The organism is Variovorax sp. J31P207 (assembly GCF_030316965.1).
Classification (GTDB): domain Bacteria; phylum Pseudomonadota; class Gammaproteobacteria; order Burkholderiales; family Burkholderiaceae_C; genus Variovorax; species Variovorax ginsengisoli_B.
Genome location: NZ_JASZYN010000001.1, coordinates 815,336 through 834,041, shown reverse-complemented (window position 1 = coordinate 834,041; position 18,706 = coordinate 815,336). Strand labels below are relative to the sequence as shown.

At 70.7% G+C, this 18,706-nt stretch carries 15 protein-coding genes; 5 read left to right on the top strand and 10 right to left on the bottom strand.

Annotated features, from left to right (window positions below):
• The first annotated feature begins 37 nt into the window (after positions 1–37).
• Complete coding sequence (gene acs / locus QTI68_RS03940; RefSeq protein ID WP_286519781.1) at positions 38–2,023, top strand: acetate--CoA ligase; 1,986 nt, start codon at positions 38–40, stop codon at positions 2,021–2,023.
• Here acs and QTI68_RS03935 read toward each other — a convergent pair.
• The 5 genes from QTI68_RS03935 to mdeB all read right to left on the bottom strand — a co-directional run bounded on the left by QTI68_RS03935 (position 2,017) and on the right by mdeB (position 8,121).
• Positions 2,017–2,475: a RidA family protein gene (locus QTI68_RS03935; protein WP_286519780.1), complete on the bottom strand. Its 459-nt coding sequence runs from the start codon at positions 2,473–2,475 to the stop codon at positions 2,017–2,019. The genes acs and QTI68_RS03935 overlap by 7 nt on opposite strands.
• Positions 2,472–3,674, bottom strand: coding sequence for an amidohydrolase family protein (locus tag QTI68_RS03930; RefSeq protein WP_286519779.1), 1,203 nt, complete (start codon positions 3,672–3,674; stop codon positions 2,472–2,474). Before QTI68_RS03930 ends, QTI68_RS03935 begins: the two co-directional genes overlap by 4 nt.
• Positions 3,671–4,495, bottom strand: a complete 825-nt coding sequence (otnI, locus tag QTI68_RS03925; protein ID WP_286519778.1) for a 2-oxo-tetronate isomerase — start codon at positions 4,493–4,495, stop codon at positions 3,671–3,673. Before otnI ends, QTI68_RS03930 begins: the two co-directional genes overlap by 4 nt.
• Before the next feature lie 19 nt (positions 4,496–4,514).
• Positions 4,515–5,402 (bottom strand): L-threonate dehydrogenase, encoded by an 888-nt coding sequence (gene ltnD, locus QTI68_RS03920; RefSeq protein ID WP_286519777.1) that lies wholly within the window; start codon positions 5,400–5,402, stop codon positions 4,515–4,517.
• Positions 5,403–5,463: 61 nt separating this feature from the next.
• Positions 5,464–8,121: an alpha-ketoglutarate dehydrogenase gene (gene mdeB / locus QTI68_RS03915; RefSeq protein ID WP_286519776.1), complete on the bottom strand. Its 2,658-nt coding sequence runs from the start codon at positions 8,119–8,121 to the stop codon at positions 5,464–5,466.
• Between the two features lie 106 nt (positions 8,122–8,227).
• Here mdeB and QTI68_RS03910 point away from each other — a divergent pair, with 106 nt between their 5' ends.
• Both QTI68_RS03910 and QTI68_RS03905 read left to right on the top strand, forming a co-directional pair.
• Positions 8,228–8,716, top strand: coding sequence for an Lrp/AsnC family transcriptional regulator (locus tag QTI68_RS03910; protein WP_286509673.1), 489 nt, complete (start codon positions 8,228–8,230; stop codon positions 8,714–8,716).
• Positions 8,717–8,763: 47 nt separating this feature from the next.
• On the top strand, positions 8,764–8,919 hold the full coding sequence (locus QTI68_RS03905) for a hypothetical protein (protein WP_286519775.1): 156 nt from the start codon (positions 8,764–8,766) through the stop codon (positions 8,917–8,919).
• On the opposite strand, the gene mltA is transcribed toward QTI68_RS03905, so the two are convergent.
• Complete coding sequence (gene mltA / locus QTI68_RS03900) at positions 8,920–10,056, bottom strand: murein transglycosylase A (RefSeq protein ID WP_286519774.1); 1,137 nt, start codon at positions 10,054–10,056, stop codon at positions 8,920–8,922. It lies immediately after the preceding gene.
• On the opposite strand from mltA, the gene QTI68_RS03895 reads away from it, so the two are divergent.
• Both QTI68_RS03895 and QTI68_RS03890 read left to right on the top strand, forming a co-directional pair.
• The gene (locus QTI68_RS03895; RefSeq protein ID WP_286519773.1) at positions 10,055–10,192 is read left to right on the top strand and encodes a hypothetical protein; all 138 of its coding nucleotides are present in this window, start codon (positions 10,055–10,057) and stop codon (positions 10,190–10,192) included. The genes mltA and QTI68_RS03895 overlap by 2 nt on opposite strands.
• Positions 10,193–10,398: 206 nt before the next feature.
• Entirely contained in the window at positions 10,399–11,049 is a 651-nt protein-coding gene (locus QTI68_RS03890) for a YiaD family glycine zipper/OmpA-like lipoprotein (RefSeq protein ID WP_286519771.1), read from the top strand.
• Positions 11,050–11,055: 6 nt separating this feature from the next.
• Here QTI68_RS03890 and QTI68_RS03885 read toward each other — a convergent pair whose 3' ends face one another.
• From QTI68_RS03885 to QTI68_RS03870, 4 genes are all read right to left on the bottom strand, one after another.
• Positions 11,056–11,682 (bottom strand): response regulator transcription factor, encoded by a 627-nt coding sequence (locus QTI68_RS03885; protein ID WP_286509668.1) that lies wholly within the window; start codon positions 11,680–11,682, stop codon positions 11,056–11,058.
• A gap of 11 nt (positions 11,683–11,693) precedes the next feature.
• Positions 11,694–13,634, bottom strand: a complete 1,941-nt coding sequence (locus QTI68_RS03880; RefSeq protein ID WP_286520217.1) for a two-component system sensor histidine kinase NtrB — start codon at positions 13,632–13,634, stop codon at positions 11,694–11,696.
• A gap of 115 nt (positions 13,635–13,749) precedes the next feature.
• On the bottom strand, positions 13,750–14,565 hold the full coding sequence (locus QTI68_RS03875; protein ID WP_286519770.1) for a carbon-nitrogen hydrolase family protein: 816 nt from the start codon (positions 14,563–14,565) through the stop codon (positions 13,750–13,752).
• A gap of 22 nt (positions 14,566–14,587) precedes the next feature.
• Positions 14,588–18,685 carry a YhdP family protein gene (locus QTI68_RS03870; protein ID WP_286519769.1) on the bottom strand — a complete coding sequence of 1,366 codons (4,098 nt, stop codon included), beginning with the start codon at positions 18,683–18,685 and terminating at the stop codon, positions 14,588–14,590.
• Between the last annotated feature and the right edge of the window lie 21 nt (positions 18,686–18,706).

The window sequence follows — 18,706 nt, the reverse complement described above, 5'->3', positions numbered from 1 at the left end:
GGCCGTACATCCCTCATCCACGCACCAGGAGCCCGCCATGGAACCGACCCTTTCCCCCGCCCTGCCCGCCACGCTGTACCCGCCCTCCGAGGCCACCGTGCAACGCGCCCGGATCTCCGGCCGCGCCGCCTACGACCGGCTGGTCGCCGAGGCCGAGGCCGACCCTGACGCGTACTGGGGCCGCCTGGCGCGCGAGCTGGTCGCCTGGAAGCAGCCCTTCACGCAGGTGCTCGACCAGCGCCGGGCGCCCTTCTTCGAATGGTTCGCCGACGGCACGCTCAACGCGTCGTACAACTGCCTGGACCGCCAGGTCGAGAACGGCCTGGGCGAGAAGACCGCGATCGTCTTCGAGGCCGACGACGGCGCAGTCACGCGGATCAGCTACCAGGACCTGCTGGCGCGCGTCTGCCGCACCGCCAACGTGCTCAAGGCCATGGGCGTCGGCCGCGGCGACCGGGTCGTGATCTACATGGCGATGTCGATCGACGGCGTGGTCGCGATGCAGGCTTGCGCGCGCATCGGCGCCATCCATTCGGTGGTCTTCGGCGGCTTCTCGGCGCAGTCCCTGCGCGACCGCATCGCCGACACCGGCGCCGTGTTGGTGCTCACCGCCGACCAGCAGGTGCGCGGCGGCAAGCAGCTGCCGCTGAAGGCGATCGTCGACGAGGCGATCGGCCTGGGCGGCTGCGACAGCGTGCGCCACGTGCTCGTCACGCGGCGCACCGGCGGCGCCGTGCCCTTCCAGGCCCCGCGCGACCAGTGGATGGCCGATCTCGCGGCAGCGCAGGAGCCGGTCTGCGAACCCGAATGGGTGAACGCCGAGCACCCGCTGTTCCTGCTCTACACCTCGGGCTCGACCGGCAAGCCCAAGGGCGTGCAGCACGCCACCGGCGGCTACCTGCTCCATGCGGCGCTGACCTGTCAGTGGACCTTCGACCTCGGCCCCGACGACGTCTTCTGGTGCACGGCCGACATCGGCTGGGTCACCGGCCACACCTACATCGCCTACGGTCCCCTGGCGGTCGGCGCGACCCAGGTGGTGTTCGAGGGCGTGCCCACCTACCCCGATGCCGGCCGCTTCTGGAAGATGATCCAGGATCACAAAGTCAGCGTGTTCTACACCGCGCCGACCGCGATCCGCTCGCTGATCAAGATGGCCGAGGGCAACGACGCGGTGCACCCGCGCCACTACGACCTGTCGAGCCTGCGCATCCTCGGATCGGTCGGCGAACCGATCAACCCGGCCGCCTGGGAGTGGTACCACCGCCACGTGGGCGGCGGCCGCTGCCCGGTGCTCGACACCTTCTGGCAGACCGAGACCGGCGGCCACATGATCACGCCGCTGCCGGGCGTCACGCCGCTGGTGCCGGGCTCGTGCACCCTGCCGTTCCCGGGCATCGACGCGGCCGTGGTGGACGAGGCCGGCAACGAGCTGCCCTGGGGCCAGGGCGGCATCCTGGTCGTGCGCAAGCCCTGGCCGTCGATGATCCGCACCATCTGGAACGACCCGGAGCGCTTCAAGGCCAGCTACTACCCCGAGGAGTTCCAGGGCCGCTACTACCTGGCCGGCGACGGCGCGATACGCGACAAGACGACCGGCTACTTCACCATCACCGGGCGCATCGACGACGTGCTCAACGTCAGCGGCCATCGGATGGGCACGATGGAGATCGAATCCGCCCTGGTGGCGATGACCGACCTGGTGGCCGAGGCCGCGGTGGTGGGACGGCCCGACGACACCACGGGCGAGGCGGTCTGCGCCTTCGTGGTGCTGAAGCGGCCGCTGCCCAGCGGCGACGAGGCCCGGCGCATCGCCGACCAGCTGCGCAACTGGGTCGGCAAGGAGATCGGCCCGATCGCCAAGCCGCGCGACATCCGCTTCGGCGACAACCTGCCGAAGACCCGCAGCGGCAAGATCATGCGCCGGCTGCTGCGCACGCTGGCCAAGGGCGAAGTGGTGACGCAGGACGTGAGCACCCTTGAGAACCCTGCCGTGCTGGAGCAGCTGGGCCAGCCCTACTGAAGGGGCAGGTACATCGTCGCCTCGACCTCGACCAGCACCTCGTCCCCGGGCAGGAAGCGCGACACCTCGACCACCGTGCTGACCGGCGGCTGGCCCGGGTAGAACAGGCCGCGCACCCGGTTGTAGGGCGCGTAGTCGGGCAGGCGGCGGAAGTACTGCACCAGCTTCACGACGTCGTCCATCGTGCCGCCGTGCTCGGCCGCGATCTGGCGGATGCGCTCGAGCACGAACCAGCTCTGGGCCACGATCGGCGCCTCGAACACGTCGACCGACATCTGGCCGGTGGCGTAGCCGAGCGTTTGCAGGGCCGCGCGCGCCGCGTCGGGGATGTCGTCGTAGCCGGCGACCGCGCGGCGGGTCGACGGGTCGACCGCGACCACGCCGCTCATGAAGACGAAATCGCCGACGCGTTTTGCGGCGGCGTAGTTGGCCATCGGCTTGCCCATGCTCATGGGATGTTCTCCAGGGTACGGCCCGCGCGGATAACGGTGCGGCGTCGGCCGTGCGGGTCCAGCAGTTCGTATTCGTCGGTGGCCGCCAGCAGCACCAGGTCGGCCGGGCAGCCGGGCGCGATGCGCCCGTCCCAGGCCAGCCCCAGGGCCCGGGCCGGGCTCACGGTGATGGCGTCGAGCCAGTCGGCGGCCGGCGCCAGGTGCGCCATCTGCACGCCGAGGCCGAAAGTTTCGACCAGGTCGTAGCCGCCATAGGGATAGAAGGCGTCCTGCACGTTGTCGGTGGCGAGGCTCGGCCGCAGGCCGTGCGCCGCGGCTTCGCGCAGCCGCGTGATGCCGCGCTGCACCGGCGTGCGGTCCCAGGCGCCCTGCAGGTAGAGGTTGGTGCTCGGCAAGGCGATCAGGTGGATGCCGGCCTGGGCGCACAGCGCGAGCGTGTCGTTGGCGGCGGCGTCGTCCTGCACCGACAGCGAGCAGGCATGGCCGCAGGCGACGCGCCCCTGCAGGCCGCGCGCGATCGTGAGCTGGGCGATGGTGCGCAGGCCGGTCGCTTCGGCATCGAGGCCTTCGTCGACGTGGAAGTCCAGCGTCAGTCGATGCTGCTGCGCGAGGTCGAAGACCCGCCCGAGCTTGTGCACGATGCCGTCGTTGCGATAGACGAAGGCGCCGAGCACCCCGCCCGCGCGCCGCACCGCCTGCGCGATGCCTTCGCCCGCGTCGGCCTCGGCGAACAGGTCGAGCGGCGCCAGCGCGACGAACTGCAGCTCGATGCGGCCACGCCATTCGTCGCGCAGCTGCTCGAACACCGCGAGCGACATCGGCGCGTCGGCGCTGCCCCAGTCGAGATGGGTGCGCAGGGCCCGCGTGCCGGCGCGCCAGGCTTCGTCCAGCGCCCGCAGCATGCGGGTGCGCAGCGACTGCGCCGTCCAGCGCGCGCGATGCGCCGCCATGCGCTCGATCGCCGCGAACAGGTTGCCTTCGGCCGCGCCGGCCTCGCGCACCGTGTAGTTCTTGTCGATGTGGGCATGGGCATCGACCATCGCGCTCAGCAAGGTGCCGCGCGCCGGCTGGCGGGACGGCACGATGGCCTCGACCTGCGCGCCGGCGAGCGTGACATCGAACACCTCGGCATCGCCCGCCGGAAAGCCCCGCAGGCGCGCCGGGATGCGGACGGCTTCCAGCCTCGAGGGCGCCGTCATCCGCGCGCCGCGCGCGGCAGGCCGCGCAGCCAGCCGAGCCCGGCCGAGGTTCCATCGGCCACGGCGCCGCGGCGCGGCCGGTACTCGCAGCCGACCCAGCCTTGCCAGCCGCATTGCGCCGACACCTCGTCGATGACCTCGAACAGGTAGGGGTGGTTCAGCTCGCCGATGTCGGGCTCGTTGCGATCGGGCACACCGGCGATCTGGAAATGGCCGACCCGGCCGGTCGGCAGGTACTTGCGGATCTTCATCGCCACATCGCCCTCGACGATCTGGCAGTGATAGAGGTCCATCTGCACCTGCACGTTGAGCGCGCCCACCGCCTCGACGAGCTCGTGCGCGTGGTCCTGCCGGTTCAGGAAGAAGCGCGGGATGTCGCGCGTGTTGATCGGCTCGATCAGCACGTCGCGACCGGCCTTGGCCGCCTCGACGGCGGCCCAGCGCAGGTTCTCGAGGTAGGTCGGCTGCACGGTCTCGCGCTCGACGCCCTCGGGCACCAGCCCGGCCATGACGTGGATGCGCGGGCAGTCGAGCGCCGCCGCGTAGTCGAGCGCCTTCAGGATGCCGTCGCGGAACTCGGCCTCGCGCCCGGGCAGGCAGGCGAGGCCGCGCTCGCCGCGCTCCCAGTCGCCGGGCGGGCCGTTGAACAGCACCTGCTTCAGGCCGTTGGCGGCCAGCCGCGAGGCCAGCTCGCGCGCTTCGTAGGCATAGGGGAACAGGTACTCGACGGCGGCGAAGCCATCCTTGGCGGCGGCCTCGAAGCGGTCGAGGAAATCGAGCTCCGGATAGAGCATGGAAAGGTTGGCGGCGAAGCGTGGCATGGTTCGATGATAGGCACGGTCAGGCGGACGGCGGCAGTTCGATGCCCGGGAAGATCTTGATCACCGCGCTGTCGTCTTCCTTCGCGTAGCCGGCCGTCGAGGCCTGCATGAACATCTGGTGCGCGGTCGAGGCCAGCGGCAGCGGGAACTTGCTGGCACGCGCCGTGTCGAGCACCAGCCCGAGGTCCTTGACGAAGATGTCGACCGCCGACAGCGGCGTGTAGTCGCCGGCCAGCACGTGGGCCATGCGGTTCTCGAACATCCAGCTGTTGCCGGCGCTGTGCGTGATGACCTCGTACAGCGCGTCCGGGGCCACGCCTTCTCGCAGGCCCAGGGCCATCGCCTCCGCCGCCGCCGCGATGTGCACCCCGGCCAGCAGCTGGTTGATGATCTTGACCTTGCTGCCCGCGCCGGCGCGGTCGCCGAGCCGGTAGACCTTGCCGGCCATGGCGTCGAGCACCGCGTCGGCGCGCGCGTAGGCCTCGGGCCGGGCCGCGCTCATCACGGTCATCTGGCCGCTCGCGGCCTTGGCGGCGCCGCCCGAGATCGGCGCATCGATGTAGAGGATGCCCAGCGCGCCCAGCCGCTCCTCGAGCGCGATCGACCAGTTGGGATCGACCGTCGAGCACATCACGAACACGCTGCCGGGTTTCATCGAGGCGGCGGCGCCGCCCTCGCCGAACAGCACCTCCTCGGTCTGCGCGGCATTGACCACGACCGAGATCACGACCTCGCAGCGGTGCGCGACCTGCGCCGGCGTGGCCCAGGCGACGCCGCCAGCCTCGGCGAAGCGCACCGCCGCGCCGGGGCGCGCGTCGCACACGTGCATCTCGTAGCCGCGGTCGCGCAAGGTGGCGGCAATGCCAGCGCCCATGGCGCCCAGGCCGATGAGTCCTGCTTTGTTCATGAGGTGTCCTAGGAGGGTTCGCGCTTCGCGCGCGCCATCATAGGCGCCCCGCCCCGCCGCTTCAACGCGATCCGAGCGCGTGCAGGGCCGCGCGCACGATGCGCTGCGCATCGACGCCGAAGAACTGCCGCAGGGCCGCGCGGGTGTCGCTGCGGCCGAAGCCGTCGGTGCCGAGCGTGAGGAAGCGCCGGCCCTCGGGCAGGAAGGCGCGGACGCTCTCGGGCACGCTGCGCACGTAGTCGGTCGCGGCGATGATCGGCCCGCTGCCCCCCGCCAGCTGCCGCGCGATGAACGGCGTGCCCGGCTCGGCCTCGCCCGCCAGGGCACGTTGTTCGCAGATCCGCCCGTCGCGCGCCAGCTCGCTCCAGCTCGTGACGCTGAACACCTCCGCGGCAATGCCCTCTTCGGCCAGCATCTGCGCCGCCTTGACGACTTCGGTGAGGATCGCACCGGAACCGAGCAGCGTGACCTTCGCCTCGGCGGATGTCGGCTGCGCGCCCTTCCATCCATCGAAGCGATAGCAGCCGCGCAGCACATCGGCTTCCGCGCCCGCCGGCAGGTCGGGCTGCGCGTAGTTCTCGTTCATCAAGGTGACGTAGTAGAAGACGTCCTTCTGCTCGACCATCATCTCGCGGATGCCGGCATCGACGATCACCGCCATCTCGCCCGCGAAGGCCGGGTCGTAGGCCTTGCAGTTCGGGATCGTCGCGGCAATGAGGTGGCTCGATCCGTCCTGGTGCTGCAGGCCTTCGCCGCCCAGCGTGGTGCGCCCGGAGGTGGCGCCGAGCAGGAAGCCGCGCGGCCGCTGGTCGGCGGCGGCCCAGATCTGGTCGCCGACGCGCTGGAAGCCGAACATCGAGTAGTAGATGTAGAAGGGCAGCATCGCCAGCCCGTGCACGCTGTAGCTGGTGGCGGCGGCGGTCCAGCTGGCGATGGCACCGGCCTCGCTGATGCCTTCCTCGAGGATCTGGCCGTCGGTCGCCTCGCGGTACGACAGCACCGAGCCGATGTCCTCCGGCGCATAGCGCTGGCCCACGCTCGAATAGATGCCGACCTGCTTGAACAGGTTGGCCATGCCGAAGGTGCGCGCCTCGTCGGCCACGATCGGCACCACCCGCGGGCCGAGCACCTTGTCCTTCAAGAGGTTGCCCAGCATGCGCACGAAGGCCATGGTGGTGCTCATCTCCTTGCCGGCCGCGGCGACCGCGAACTGCGCATAGGCCGCGAGCCCGGGCTTGGCGACGGTGTCGCAGTCGGTGACGCGGCGCGGCATGCTGCCGCCGAGCGCGGCCCGCTTGGCCAGCAGGTAGCGCATCTCGGCGCTGTCGTCGGCCGGCTTGTAGAAGGCGGCGGTGGTGGCCTGCTCGTCGGTCAACGGCAGCTTGAAGCGGTCGCGGAAGGCGATCAGGTCGGTGTCGTCGAACTTCTTCTGCGAATGCGTCGTCATCTTGCCCTGGCCGGCGCTGCCCATGCCGTAGCCCTTCTTGGTGTGGGCCAGGATCACGGTCGGCCGGCCGCGGTGTGCGGCCGCCGCGGCATAGGCGGCGTGGATCTTCACCAGGTCGTGGCCGCCGCGCTTCAGGTGGTCGATCTGCTCGTCGGTCATGCCTTCGGCGAGCCGCGCCAGTTCCGGGTCCTGGCCGAAGAAGGTGTCGCGGTTGTAGCGGCCGTCCTTGGCGGCGAAGGTCTGCATCTGGCCGTCGACCGTGTTGGCGAAGGCCCGCACCAGCGCACCCGTGAGGTCGCGCGCGAACAGGCCGTCCCAGTCGCTGCCCCAGACCAGCTTGATGACGTTCCAGCCGGCGCCGGCGAACAGCTTCTCGAGTTCGTCGATGATGCGGCCGTTTCCGCGCACCGGGCCGTCCAGGCGCTGCAGGTTGCAGTTGACCACCCAGACCAGGTTGTCGAGCTTCTCGCGGGCGGCGAGCGTCAGCGCGCTCATCGATTCGGGCTCGTCCATCTCGCCGTCGCCGAACACGCCCCAGACTTTCCGCCCCTCGCAATCCAGCAGGTTGCGGTGCGTGAGGTAGCGCATGAAGCGGGCGTGGTAGATCGAGCTGATCGGCCCGATGCCCATCGAGCCAGTCGGGAACTGCCAGAAGTCCGGCATCAGGTACGGGTGCGGGTAGCTGCTCAGGCCGCGTGCGCCCTGGCCTTCGGTGAAGGCGGGCGCGGTGAGCTCCTGCCGGTAGTGGCGCAGGTCCTCTTCGCCGAGCCGGCCTTCGAGGAAGGCGCGCGCATAGACGCCCGGCGCGCTGTGCGGCTGGAAGAACACGAGGTCGCCGCGGTGGGCGTCGGTGCGTGCATGGAAGAAGTGGTTGAAGCCGGTCTCGAACAGGTCCGCCGCGCTGGCGTAGCTGGCGATGTGGCCGCCGAGCTCGCCATAGGCCTGGTTGGCGCGCACCACCATCGCCAGCGCATTCCAGCGCATCAGCGAGGCCAGCCGCTCCTCCATCGCGAGGTCGCCGGGGAAGGCCGGCTGGGCGTCGACCGCGATGGTGTTGACGTACGGCGTCGACAGGTCCGGCTCCCAACCGATGCGCTGGGCCCGTGCCAGCCGCGCGAGTTCGTCCAGCATCCAGCGCGCCCGCTCCGGCCCGTGGGCATCGGCCAGGGCGACGAAGGCGGCCCGCCACTCGGCGGTTTCGACGGGATCGGGATCGTGCAGGGGCATGTCGATCAGGGCGCGCAAGGGGTCGAAGGGGATCGGGGCGTTCATGAACCGCAATCTAGGCCGTTCGCGATGGAATGGGGTGCCGATTCCGTGCCTTTCCGGCCCAGTCCACCGCATAGAATTCTGCATTTTTGCCGCTGGGCAGCATTTCATGCAACTGGACACGATCGACCTGCGCATTCTCGACGAACTGCAGCGCGACGGCGGCCTGTCCAACGTCGAACTGGCGCGCCGCATCCACCTGTCGCCCTCGCCCTGCCTGGCGCGGGTGAAGGCGCTCGAGGCCGGCGGCGTGATCCAGCGCTACGTGGCCCTGGTCAATGCCGGCGCACTCGGCCTCGGCCTCAACGTCTTCATCTCGATCAGCCTGAAGACCCAGAGCAAGCAGTCGCTGGCCGATTTCGAGCAGCGCATCGCGGAGCACGACGAGGTGATGGAGTGCTACCTCATGACCGGCGACAGCGACTACCTGATCCGGGTCGCCGTGGCCGATATCGCGGCGCTGGAGAAGTTCATCCTCGAGCAGCTGACGCCGATCGCCGGCATCGAGAAGATTCGCTCGAGCTTCGCGCTCAAGCAGGTGCGCTACAAGACCGCGCTGCCGCTGCCCCGGCCGCAGGAGCCCGTGCGCGCTCACTGATAATCCGTGCTCGTGCAGGCCCGTGTGACAGCAAGGACGGCGGTTTGGTGGATATCTCTTTCGATCTCATGTTCGGGGCCTTGACGCTGGTGGTGGCGGGCGCCGCCCTCCTCATCGCACCCCGGGAGCGGCGGCTCGAGTTCCTGATGCACATCGCGATGGTCACCGCGCTCACGATCTTCGTGGTGAAGATGAACGCCTGACTACTTCGGCCAGAGCGCCCACAGGCGCAATGGCTGGTTGACCCGCGCAGCGACCCGGCCCGCATCGGCGCCGGTCCCGGCGAAATAGTCGGCCCGCACCGCGCCGACGATGGCGCTCCCGGTGTCCTGCGCGACCACCAGCTTGGCCAGCGGCACGGCCGGCCCCGGCGAGGCGAGCCAGACCGGCGTGCCGTAGGGAATGCTGTCGCGGTCGACCGCGATCGAGCGGCCGGCCGTGAGCGGCACGCCCTGCGCGCCCACCGGCCCCGAGGCCGCGTCTACTTCATTGAGGGCTTCCTCGCGGAAGAACACGTAGCGCGGATTGCTCCACAGCAGCTGCGACACACGCTGAGGGTTCTGCGCCACCCACTGCTTGGTGTCGTCCGGCCACAGGCTGACCTTGGTCGCGCCCTGGCTCGACAGCCATTGCTGGACGCTGCGGTAGGGCTGTTCGTTGGTGGCCGCGAAGGCCACGCGCACCATGCGCTGCGAACCGTCGGCCTCGGTGATGCGCAGCCGACCCGAGCCCTGGATGTGCAGCATCAGCGCGTCGATGGGATCGGCCAGCCAGGCGATCTCGCGGCCGCGCAGCGCGGCCTGGGCCTGCGGCAGCGTGTCGATCTCCTGGCGGGTGTACCAGGGGCGCTTGGGGACCAGGCCCGCCGGCACCTGGTAGAGCGGCACCGTGTGGGTCGCCGTCGGGCGCCGCGTGGCATCGAAGACCGGCTCGTAGTAGCTGGTGAGCTTGCCTTCGCTCGGGCCCGCAAGCGACTCGATGCGAAACGGCTGCAGCCGCTGCATCATCCATTCGCGCTGCTGGTTCGGCTCGGCCAGCGCGAGTTGGCGCACCTCGCGGCACAGCGGCGCGATGGCGGCGTTGGGCCGCGCGCAGTTGCTGACCATCGCGACCCAGCCTTCGTGCAGGGCGTCCTCGTTGAAGCCCGGCAGCTCGGACCAGGCCACCGGCGTCCAGCGGCTCTTGGGATGCGCGAGCGAGCCGCCCAGGGGGCCGAGATCGCGTGGCGGGGGCGCGCTCGGGGTTGCCAGCGGCACCTCGGGCTGTCGTGTGCTGACGCTGCAGCCCGCGAGCGTTGCTACGATCGCAAGTCCCACCAGCCACCGGAGTCCTTTGTTCATGGGTCTGATTTTGCTTGAAGCCCTCGCGGCCGCGATCGCGCTGGTGCTGATCGTCTGGTGGACCATGTTCTCGGGCCGCAAGGGTGGCGAACTGGACGACCGCGACGATGCCCAGGAGCCCTCGAAACGCGACTGAGCTGCCGTAGTCCGGCGCCGCGTCGGCCTGTGGGCCAATGCATCACTTGCTATTAAAACAATAGCATTAGAACGAGATTCGACAAGGGTTTCAAGAGACCTCGTTGTCGATAACCGTTACATGCCGACACGGCCGGGTCACCGATTTCGCGCGGATCGCTCGGGATAATGGTTCCTCCCTTGTATTGCATCCCGAGAAGGACCGACATGAAAAAACTCGTACTCGCCACCTCCGCCGCCGCCCTCGTTCTCGCAGGTTGCGCCGGCACCGGCATGACCGACACCCAGCGCAACACCGGCATCGGTGCCGGCGTAGGCGCACTGGCGGGCGCGGCGATCGGCTCGGCGACCGGCGGCCGTGCGGGCACCGGCGCTGCGGTGGGTGCGCTCGCCGGTGCGGCCGGCGGCTACCTGTGGTCGCAGCGCATGGAGAACCAGAAGAAGCAGATGGAAGCCGCCACCCGGGGCACCGGCGTGGCCGTCACCCAGACCGCCAGCAACGAGCTCAAGCTGGCGATCCCGAGCGACATCTCCTTCGACGTCGGCCGCTCGGCGATCAAGCCCAACTTCTCGCCGGTGCTCGACCAGTTCGCCGGCGGCCTGCGCAACAACCCGAATGCCGAGGTCCGCATCATCGGCCACACCGACAGCACCGGCACCGACGCCATCAACAACCCGCTGTCGATCGAACGTGCCGCCAGCACGCGCGACTACCTGGTGGCGCGCGGCGTGCCGGCCGGCGCGATCCGCACCGAAGGCCGCGGCTCGCGCGAGCCGGTCGCCGACAACAACACCGATGCCGGCCGGGCGCAGAACCGCCGCGTCGAGATCTACGTCGGCGAACACCCGCAGGGCTGATCGGGTTCAGACCCCGCGCAGGAGGTTGGCGAGCTCGACCGCCGACTTGACCTCCATCTTCTCGAACACGCGCGCGCGGTGGACCTCCACCGTGCGCACGCTGATCGCCAGCTGATCGGCGATCAGCTTGTTCGGCAGGCCCTCGACCACGCAGCGCATCACGTCGCGCTCGCGCTCCGTCAGTTCGTCGATGCGGCGCTTGAGGAGCTGGCGCGTGCGCCTGGCCTCGACCGCGCGCAGCGACGCCCCGAGCGCGTGCTCGATGCGGTCGACCAGCGCGTTGTCCGAGAACGGCTTCTCGCAGAAGTCGAAGGCGCCGCGCTTGACCGCATCGACCGCGGTCGGCACGTCGGCATGGCCGGTCAGGAAGATCACCGGCATGGCGTCGAGCAGGCCGCGCTCGGCCAGGCGGTCGAACAGCACCAGCCCACTGGTGCCCGGCATGCGCACGTCGAGCAGCAGGCAATGCGGATGGTCGGTCAGCGGCTCCTCGGCCAGACGGGCCTCGAAGGCTTCGGCGCTGGCGAATTGCTCGCTCACCAGGCGCCGCGATCGCAGCAGCCAGGCCAGGGCCTCGCGCACGCTGGCGTCGTCGTCGACGATGAAGATCAGGGCATCGATCAGGGGTTGCATGGCGTGAAGTGTCAGCTGGCGGTGGCCAGGGTGAATCGGAAGACGGTGCCGCGCGGGCGCTGCGGTTCGTGCATCAGCACGCCGCCGTGCTGCTCGACCACGGTGCGGCACAGGCTCAGGCCCAGGCCCATGCCGTCGGGCCGCGTCGTGAAGAAGGGCGTGAACAGGCGCGACGCCACCTCACCGCTGATGCCGCAGCCGAGGTCGGCGACCGAAAATTCAAGCCAGCGGCGCGCGTCCGGGCCCGGACTGCCGCTGGCGCGAACGACCCGCAGGCGCAGCACGCGCTCGCTCAGTTCGGGCATGTCCATCGCCTGCATGCCGTTGCGCGCCAGGTTCAGCAGCACCTGCTCGACCAGCGTGCGGTCGCAGACCACGGCCGGCAGGTTGTCCTCCAGGGCGAGCTCCACGCGCACGCCGAGCTTGCGCGCCTGCAGCCGCACCAGCGGCAGCACCGCGTCGACCAGCGCCTGGGGCGTCACCGACTCGCGCGTGCGGTCGCGCCGGCGCACGAAGTCGTGCACGCTGCGGATCACCTGGCCGGCGCGATCGGCCTGCTCGGCGATCCGGCGCACCGCCATCGCGACCTCCTGCCGGTCGCCGTCTTGCGGCGACCCGTCCGCTCCCAGCAGGTTGAGCGAGCCGCTGGCGTAGCTGGCGATCGCGGCCAGCGGCTGCGTCAGTTCGTGGCTCAGCAGCGAGGCCATCTCGCCCACGGTGGCCAGCCGGGCGCTGGCCTGCAGCCGCTCCTGGCTGGCGCGCGAAAGTTCCTCGACGCGGCGTTGTTCGCTGATGTCGATGAAGGCGCTCATCCAGCCCGACTGCGAGCCTTGCGCGTTGATCAGCGGGGCCTCGAAGATCAGCACCGGGAAGCGGCTGCCGTCCTTGCGCATGAAGACCGACTCGAAGCCCTCGCGCGGCGGCGTCGCGCCCGCCAGCCTCACCGCTTGCCGGCGCTGGTACTCGTGCGCCAGCTCGGTCGGCCAGTAGGGCACCTCGACGTCGCTGTGCATCAGCTCCTCGGGGCTGAAGCCCACCATCTCGCAGAAGGCCGGGTTGACGTAGGTGATGCGGCCCTGCAGGTCGCGCGCGCGCAGGCCGGTGATGACCGAATCCTCCATCGCCTTGCGGAAGGCCAGCGCATCGCCGAGATCGCGCTCGGCCCGCAGGCGCCGCCGGGTGTCGCGCGCCAGCAGCACCAGCACCGACACCAGCGCGATCGAGATCGCCGTGACCAGCGCGGTCAGCATGTTGGGGAACAGGTCCGGCACGGCGCGCCAGCCGTCGACGCGCAGCATCAGGGTGACGCCCGGCAGGTCGATCAGCTGCTGCGAGGTGAAGACCCGGGTGCCGATGCGCCGCGGCGCGCCGATCGCCACCAGCCGGGTGCCGTCGGACTCGGTGAAGGCGACTTCCTGGCCGCGGCTGAGCATTGGCGCCAGCAGCTCGGTGAGCGTATCGCGCAGCGAGTAGGCCGCCACCAGGTAGCCGCCGCCCTCGACCGGGACGCACAGCTCCAGCACCTCGAGGCCGCCGCTGCCCTGCACCGAGGCCACGTAGTGGCTCGGCGAATAGGCCGCCGATCCCAGCTTGCGCGCGGTCGAGCAGGCCTGCTCGACGTCGATCTGCTCGGGGCCGCGCTCGTTGTCGCCGAACACCTTGCGGCGATAGGGCGAATCGACCGCGGCGAGCGGACGCAGCGCCGGGTCGCGCCATTCGAGACGCAGCCACTCGCGGTGATCGCGCAGCAAGGCCGAGGCCCGGCCCTCCCACTGCTCGCGGTCGACGCCGCCGGCCAGCGAAGCGCGCAAGGTCTGGACGTTGCGCTGCAGGCCGTCGCGCAGGTCGGCCACCGCATCGGCCGTGTCGCGGTCCAGCACGGTCTGGGTCTGCTCGACCTCGTGCCGGCCGGCCAGCCAGACCACGGTGACCAGAAGCGCCAGCACCAGCATCGCCAGCAGCACCCAGAGGAACCAGCGGCGCCAGAACGAGCGCAGAAAGCGCAGCCGCGCAAAGGCGGGACGCAGGACGCGGGCGGCGGGCAGGGAAGGCGCGGACACTGCGGCTTCAGATCACGCTGTGGGCCAGCGCCGGGAGCTGGGCGCGCGCGGCCTCGAGTTGCGCGGCATCGACATCGAACAGAACCACGGCCTCGCCCTCGGCGTGCTGGGCCGCCACCGTGCCCCAGGGGTCGACCACCATCGACTGGCCCCAGGTCTGGCGGCCGTTCTCGTGCGTGCCGCCTTGCGCCGGCGCCACCACCCAGGCCAGGTTCTCGATCGCCCGGGCCCGCAGCAGCACCTCCCAGTGGGCGGCGCCCGTGGTTCGCGTGAAGGCGCTGGGCACCAGCAGCAGCTCGGCCCCCTGGCGGCCCAGCGCCCGGTAGAGCTCCGGAAACCGCAGGTCATAGCAGACGCTCATGCCGATGCGCCAGTCGTGGCCGTCGCGCGAGGGCAGGTCGAAGCACACCGGCTGGGTGCCCGGTGCGATCACGCGGCGTTCGTCGTAGCGCTCGCGGCCATTGTCGAAAAAGAACAGGTGGATCTTGTCGTAGCGCGCGACGCGCTCGCCGTCCGGCGCGTAGACCAGCGAGCTGTTGAAGACATGCTGATCGTCGTCGGTCTCGATCGGCAGCGTGCCGCCGACGATCCAGAGGCCGAACTCGCGCGCCGCATCGGCCAGGAAGCTCTGCACCGTGCCGGCCCCCGCGGTCTCGCGCAGCGCCAGCTTGTCGGTGTCGCGGCGCCCCATCATGCAGAAATACTCGGGCAGCACGGCCAGCTCGGCGCCGGCGGCGGCGGCTTCGGCCAGCAGGTCGTGGGCGCGTGCCAGGTTGGCCTCGCGGGCGATGGCCGACACCATCTGGATGGCTGCGACTTTCATGGCGGTGGTCTCCTTTTTCTTTCTAGCGCGGCGCCGGCGGTTCGGCCAGCGCTTCGGGCGTCGCGCGCCGCGGCACGCGGGTGATCTTCGGGTCGGTCCAGGTGCCGTCGATCTGGAACTCCTGCGTGGCCGCCGCGATGAGCGGCCGGCTCAGCACCATCTGCGCCAGGAAGGTGCCGAGTCCGATCGCCGGATTGATCGCGGTCGCCACCAGCGCTGCCGTGCCGGCGCTGATCTCGGGCACCACCACGACCCGGATGCTCTGCGTCTCGCGCGCGATGTCGGCCGAGCCGTCCATCAGCACCGCGGCGTTGACGCCCTTCATCTGCAGGTTGTTGGTGGAGGCCACGCCGTTGGCGATCTTGGCATCGCCGCGCAGGAAGTCGAAGGCGAAGCCGGCGCTGAAGATGTCGCGGAAATCGAGCGTGAGGCGCCGTGGCAAGGCCTGCAGGCTCAGCACGCCGAGCAGCTTGGCGATGCCCGGGTCGGCCTTCAGGAACTGTCCCGATTCGACGTCGATCTGGAGCTGCCCGCCGAGGCTCGGGTAGTCGATCGAGAACGGCGAGCCGGTCCAGTTGACCTGGCCCTCGAGCCGGCCGCGGCCGCGCCGCACCACGTCCTTCATGCCGAACCGGTTCAAGAGCGCCCCGGCGTCCACGATGTCGAGCTTGAAATCCATCGCGGTGCGGCGCTGGTCGCGCCCTGCGCTGGCGCCGGGCGGCGCGGCCCAGCTGCCGTGGGCGTTGAAGGTGGCGTCCGGATTGCTGAGGGTCAGCTTGTTGAGCATCCATTCGCGGCCGGCACCGCCGCGGTTCACGGCATCGATCTCGGCCCGGCCGAGGCGGCGGCCGAAGAGCTCGAAGTCGTCGACCACGATGTCGAGCGCCGGCAGGGTGCTCGGCTGCTCGTCGAGCAGGGACTCGACCGCCGTGGCTTCGCTGCGCGCGATCTTGAGCCGGGCCAGCCGCGCATACAGGCGCCCGGCCTGGGCATGGCGGTACTCGGCATAGCCGCTGAGCTCGACCGCGTCGACGTTGGCGCGCCAGAGCTGGCCGTCGCGCGTCCCGCCGAGCACCACGTCGTGCAGCGTGCGGCCGCCGAACACCAGCTCCTGGGCCCGCAGCGCGATGGTCGTCGGCAGGTAGGCCAGCGCGTCGTCGCCGCTGTCGACATTCGCCACGGCTTCGGGCGCCTTGCCGGTGGCCGCACTGAACAGCGCCTGCCAGGCACCGAGGTCGAGCCGCTCGAAACGCATGTTGGCGGCCACGCCGCGCTCCGGCGGCGGCGCCGATTCGCCGGCCGCGAGGCCGATGCCGATGGCGCCGCGCAGCACCCGCGCCTCGCGGCCCGAGACGTCGCGCACATAGCTGGCCGAGCCGACCTTGCCCAGCTCGAGCGAGATCTGGTCGTGCAGCTGCGGCGCGGCGCCGGCCCCGCGGGCCTCGCGCAGCACGATCTTCTTCTCGACCCGCAGCGGCATGGCGTCCTGGGCCTCCTTGGCCATCGGCGCCGGCAACTGGAGCCCCAGGCCCTGCAGGCTGCTGGTGAGCAGGAACTCGGGCGTGCCTTCACGCACCGAAAAGCTGGCCGCATAGGGCGCGCTGCCGGTCGCGTTCCTGGCCAGGCGGGCCAGCCAGTCGATCTCGCGCGCCGCCCGCAGGCCTTCGGCGCTGGCCGTGCCCTGGACGCGCAGCTCCAGCTCCTGCTTGGCGGTGAAACGGCCGCTGCCGTCGATGCGCATGGCGCCACCGAGGCCGCGCGCCTGCACGCCGGCGAGCGAGAACCCGCTTTCGGTGAAATTCAGCGTGCCGCGCGCCTGCGTCAGCGCCGGAGCGCCAGAGGCCAGCTGCAGCTCGTTGTCGGCGAGCGCGATGGCGGCCTGCACCTTGGTCTTGTCCATCGCCTCGAGCGGCAGCTCGAGGCGCAGCTTGTAGTCGGCATTGCCGGTCGCGCGCATGTCCGCCAGGGTCGGGGCGGCCTCGCCGGCGAGCGGTCCGCCGACCCGCAGCACCTCGCCCAGCGGCCCCTTGGCCTGCACGTCGAGCTTGAGTACCGGCGCATGGTGCGACATGTCGGCAATCTGCGCCTCGGCCTTCGTGACCTCGACCGCCTGGGCCGCCGCCAGTCGCCCGCGCGCATTGCGCACCAGCATGCCGGCCCGCTCGAACACCAGCTCGCCCGACAGGCCGCTCAGCGCGGGCCAGACCACGGTCGCGCCCGGCGCCGGCGGCACATAGGCGTAGCTGACATCCGCGACCTTCGCGGCGATGCGGAAATCGCCCTGCTTCGGGTCCATGAAGGGCATGTCCCAGAGGTCGCCACGGACCTTGAAGTCGACCGCGCTGGCTCGGCCCTTGGTGATCGCGTCGCGGACGTAGTCGCGCGTGGCCTTCGGGATGTGCAGCGGCAGGTAGCGCCAGACACGGGTGCCGTCGGCGCGCGTGAGCTTGCCCTGCAGGTCGAGCACGCCCGGGTAGCGATCGGCGCTGTGCGAGACGGCCGGGTCGCTGGTGCGCCAGCTGGCCTGGGCCTCGCCTTCGGCATCGACGTTGGCGAAACGCAGGTTCGACACCTGCACCTGCACCGCGCCGCGATCGAGCTTCCACTGCAGCTGGGTCGACAGCCGATCGATCGGCACCACCGGCTCCTCGAACACGCCCGGCAGGTCGAGCGCGCCACTGGCGATCGACAGCGTGGCGCTGCCGCCGGCCTGGCTGGCGTCGAAATCGACCGTGGCGCCGCTGACGCCGGGACTGCCGACCGGCACGTGCGGCGCCGAGGCGGACGTGCCGGCCACCCCGGCGGGCGTCGCCGGCGCGGGGGCCGGCAGGCCGGGCTGAGACGCCACGCTGAAGCCGCTCATGCGGCCCTTCAGCTGGTAGCCGGAGGGTTCGCCGGCGGGGCCCTGCCAGCTGGCCTCGATGTGTTCGACCATGCCACGCGGCTGGTAGGCCTCGAGCTGCTTGCGGAACGCCTCGCCCAAGGGCAGCCGGTCGGCGATCAGCGCCAGCGCCGCGAGGTCGAGCCGGTCGGCCCGCAGGGCGGTGCGCTCCGCCGTGCGCCCCTTGGCGTCCGCGTGCTGGAACCACAGGTTGCCGCCGGGCCAGCGCATGTGGTCCGCGGTGTCGAACTGCAGCCGGGTGGTCGCGAACTCGAGCGTGCCGTCGCCGCGCTTGCCGGTCAGGCGGCCGGTGACGTCGCGCAGCACCAGCGGCTCGCGCGCCTTGCCGAGCGACACGTCGATGCGGCTCAGTCCGAGATCGGCCACGCCGCCCGTGATCTCGCCGTCATTGACGTCGGCCCAGAGGCGCAGGCCGCCGGAACCCTGGTGGATCCGGGCGTCGAGGTCGACATAGCCGTCGAGCCGGGTGATGTCGAGGTAGGGAAGGTCGGCATAGAGCTGGCCGTCCCAGGTGCGCCAGTTGCCGCTGCGCACCGACAGCAGCGGCTGGCGGAACTGGCCGCGCAGCGTGAAGCGCTCGCCCCAGCCGGCGGGCGGGGTGGCGTCCAGGCGCATGGCGTGGCGGCGCGCCCCGTTGCGGGCCACGAACTGCACATCGGACAGCAGCAGTGGCGCGGTCTGGCGCCGCTCGTCGGTCCAGCGCACGGTGCCGCCTTGCACGACCAGTTCGCGCTGGGCGAAGAACCAGTCGGCGCCATCGCCGCCGCCGCTGGTGTCGTTCAGCATGTGGAGCCCGGCGACGTGGATCTTGCCGAGTGCATCGCGCCGGACGTCGACCTGCGGCCGCTCGATGTAGAGCTGTTCGAAGCTGAGGTTCCAGAGCGAGCGCGGCGACACGCTGGCCACCACCCGCTCGAGCCGCAGCGCCTCCTGGCTGCGCTCGTCCATCAGCACCACGTCGCGCAGCTCGACGGCCGGGAAAAGGCCGCCCGACCGGGCGCTGATCGCGCCGATGCGCACCGGTACGCCGATGGCCCGTGTGGCCTGCGCCTCCAGTGCGCCACGGTAGTTTCCGATTCGCGGCACAATCCAGAGATGTAGGACAACGACTGACAGCGCAAGCAGGAGCCATGCACCGATCAGCAAACCCAACAACCAGCGCGCCGTCGCAGCGGTGATCTTGAGCAGACGTGAAGGGGAAGACGTCGTGTCGTTCATTGAGGATCGCGCTGTGTCAGG

What these genes read in the sequence shown, in the direction of transcription:
- acs (WP_286519781.1), top strand. Translation starts at nt 38, where the DNA reads ATGGAACCGACCCTTTCCCCCGCCCTGCCCGCCACGCTGTACCCGCCC.
- QTI68_RS03935 (WP_286519780.1), bottom strand. Translation starts at nt 2,475, where the DNA reads ATGAGCATGGGCAAGCCGATGGCCAACTACGCCGCCGCAAAACGCGTC.
- QTI68_RS03930 (WP_286519779.1), bottom strand. Translation starts at nt 3,674, where the DNA reads ATGACGGCGCCCTCGAGGCTGGAAGCCGTCCGCATCCCGGCGCGCCTG.
- otnI (WP_286519778.1), bottom strand. Translation starts at nt 4,495, where the DNA reads ATGCCACGCTTCGCCGCCAACCTTTCCATGCTCTATCCGGAGCTCGAT.
- ltnD (WP_286519777.1), bottom strand. Translation starts at nt 5,402, where the DNA reads ATGAACAAAGCAGGACTCATCGGCCTGGGCGCCATGGGCGCTGGCATT.
- mdeB (WP_286519776.1), bottom strand. Translation starts at nt 8,121, where the DNA reads ATGAACGCCCCGATCCCCTTCGACCCCTTGCGCGCCCTGATCGACATG.
- QTI68_RS03910 (WP_286509673.1), top strand. Translation starts at nt 8,228, where the DNA reads ATGCAACTGGACACGATCGACCTGCGCATTCTCGACGAACTGCAGCGC.
- QTI68_RS03895 (WP_286519773.1), top strand. Translation starts at nt 10,055, where the DNA reads ATGGGTCTGATTTTGCTTGAAGCCCTCGCGGCCGCGATCGCGCTGGTG.
- mltA (WP_286519774.1), bottom strand. Translation starts at nt 10,056, where the DNA reads ATGAACAAAGGACTCCGGTGGCTGGTGGGACTTGCGATCGTAGCAACG.
- QTI68_RS03890 (WP_286519771.1), top strand. Translation starts at nt 10,399, where the DNA reads ATGAAAAAACTCGTACTCGCCACCTCCGCCGCCGCCCTCGTTCTCGCA.
- QTI68_RS03885 (WP_286509668.1), bottom strand. Translation starts at nt 11,682, where the DNA reads ATGCAACCCCTGATCGATGCCCTGATCTTCATCGTCGACGACGACGCC.
- QTI68_RS03880 (WP_286520217.1), bottom strand. Translation starts at nt 13,634, where the DNA reads ATGCTGGTGCTGGCGCTTCTGGTCACCGTGGTCTGGCTGGCCGGCCGG.
- QTI68_RS03875 (WP_286519770.1), bottom strand. Translation starts at nt 14,565, where the DNA reads ATGAAAGTCGCAGCCATCCAGATGGTGTCGGCCATCGCCCGCGAGGCC.
- QTI68_RS03870 (WP_286519769.1), bottom strand. Translation starts at nt 18,685, where the DNA reads ATGAACGACACGACGTCTTCCCCTTCACGTCTGCTCAAGATCACCGCT.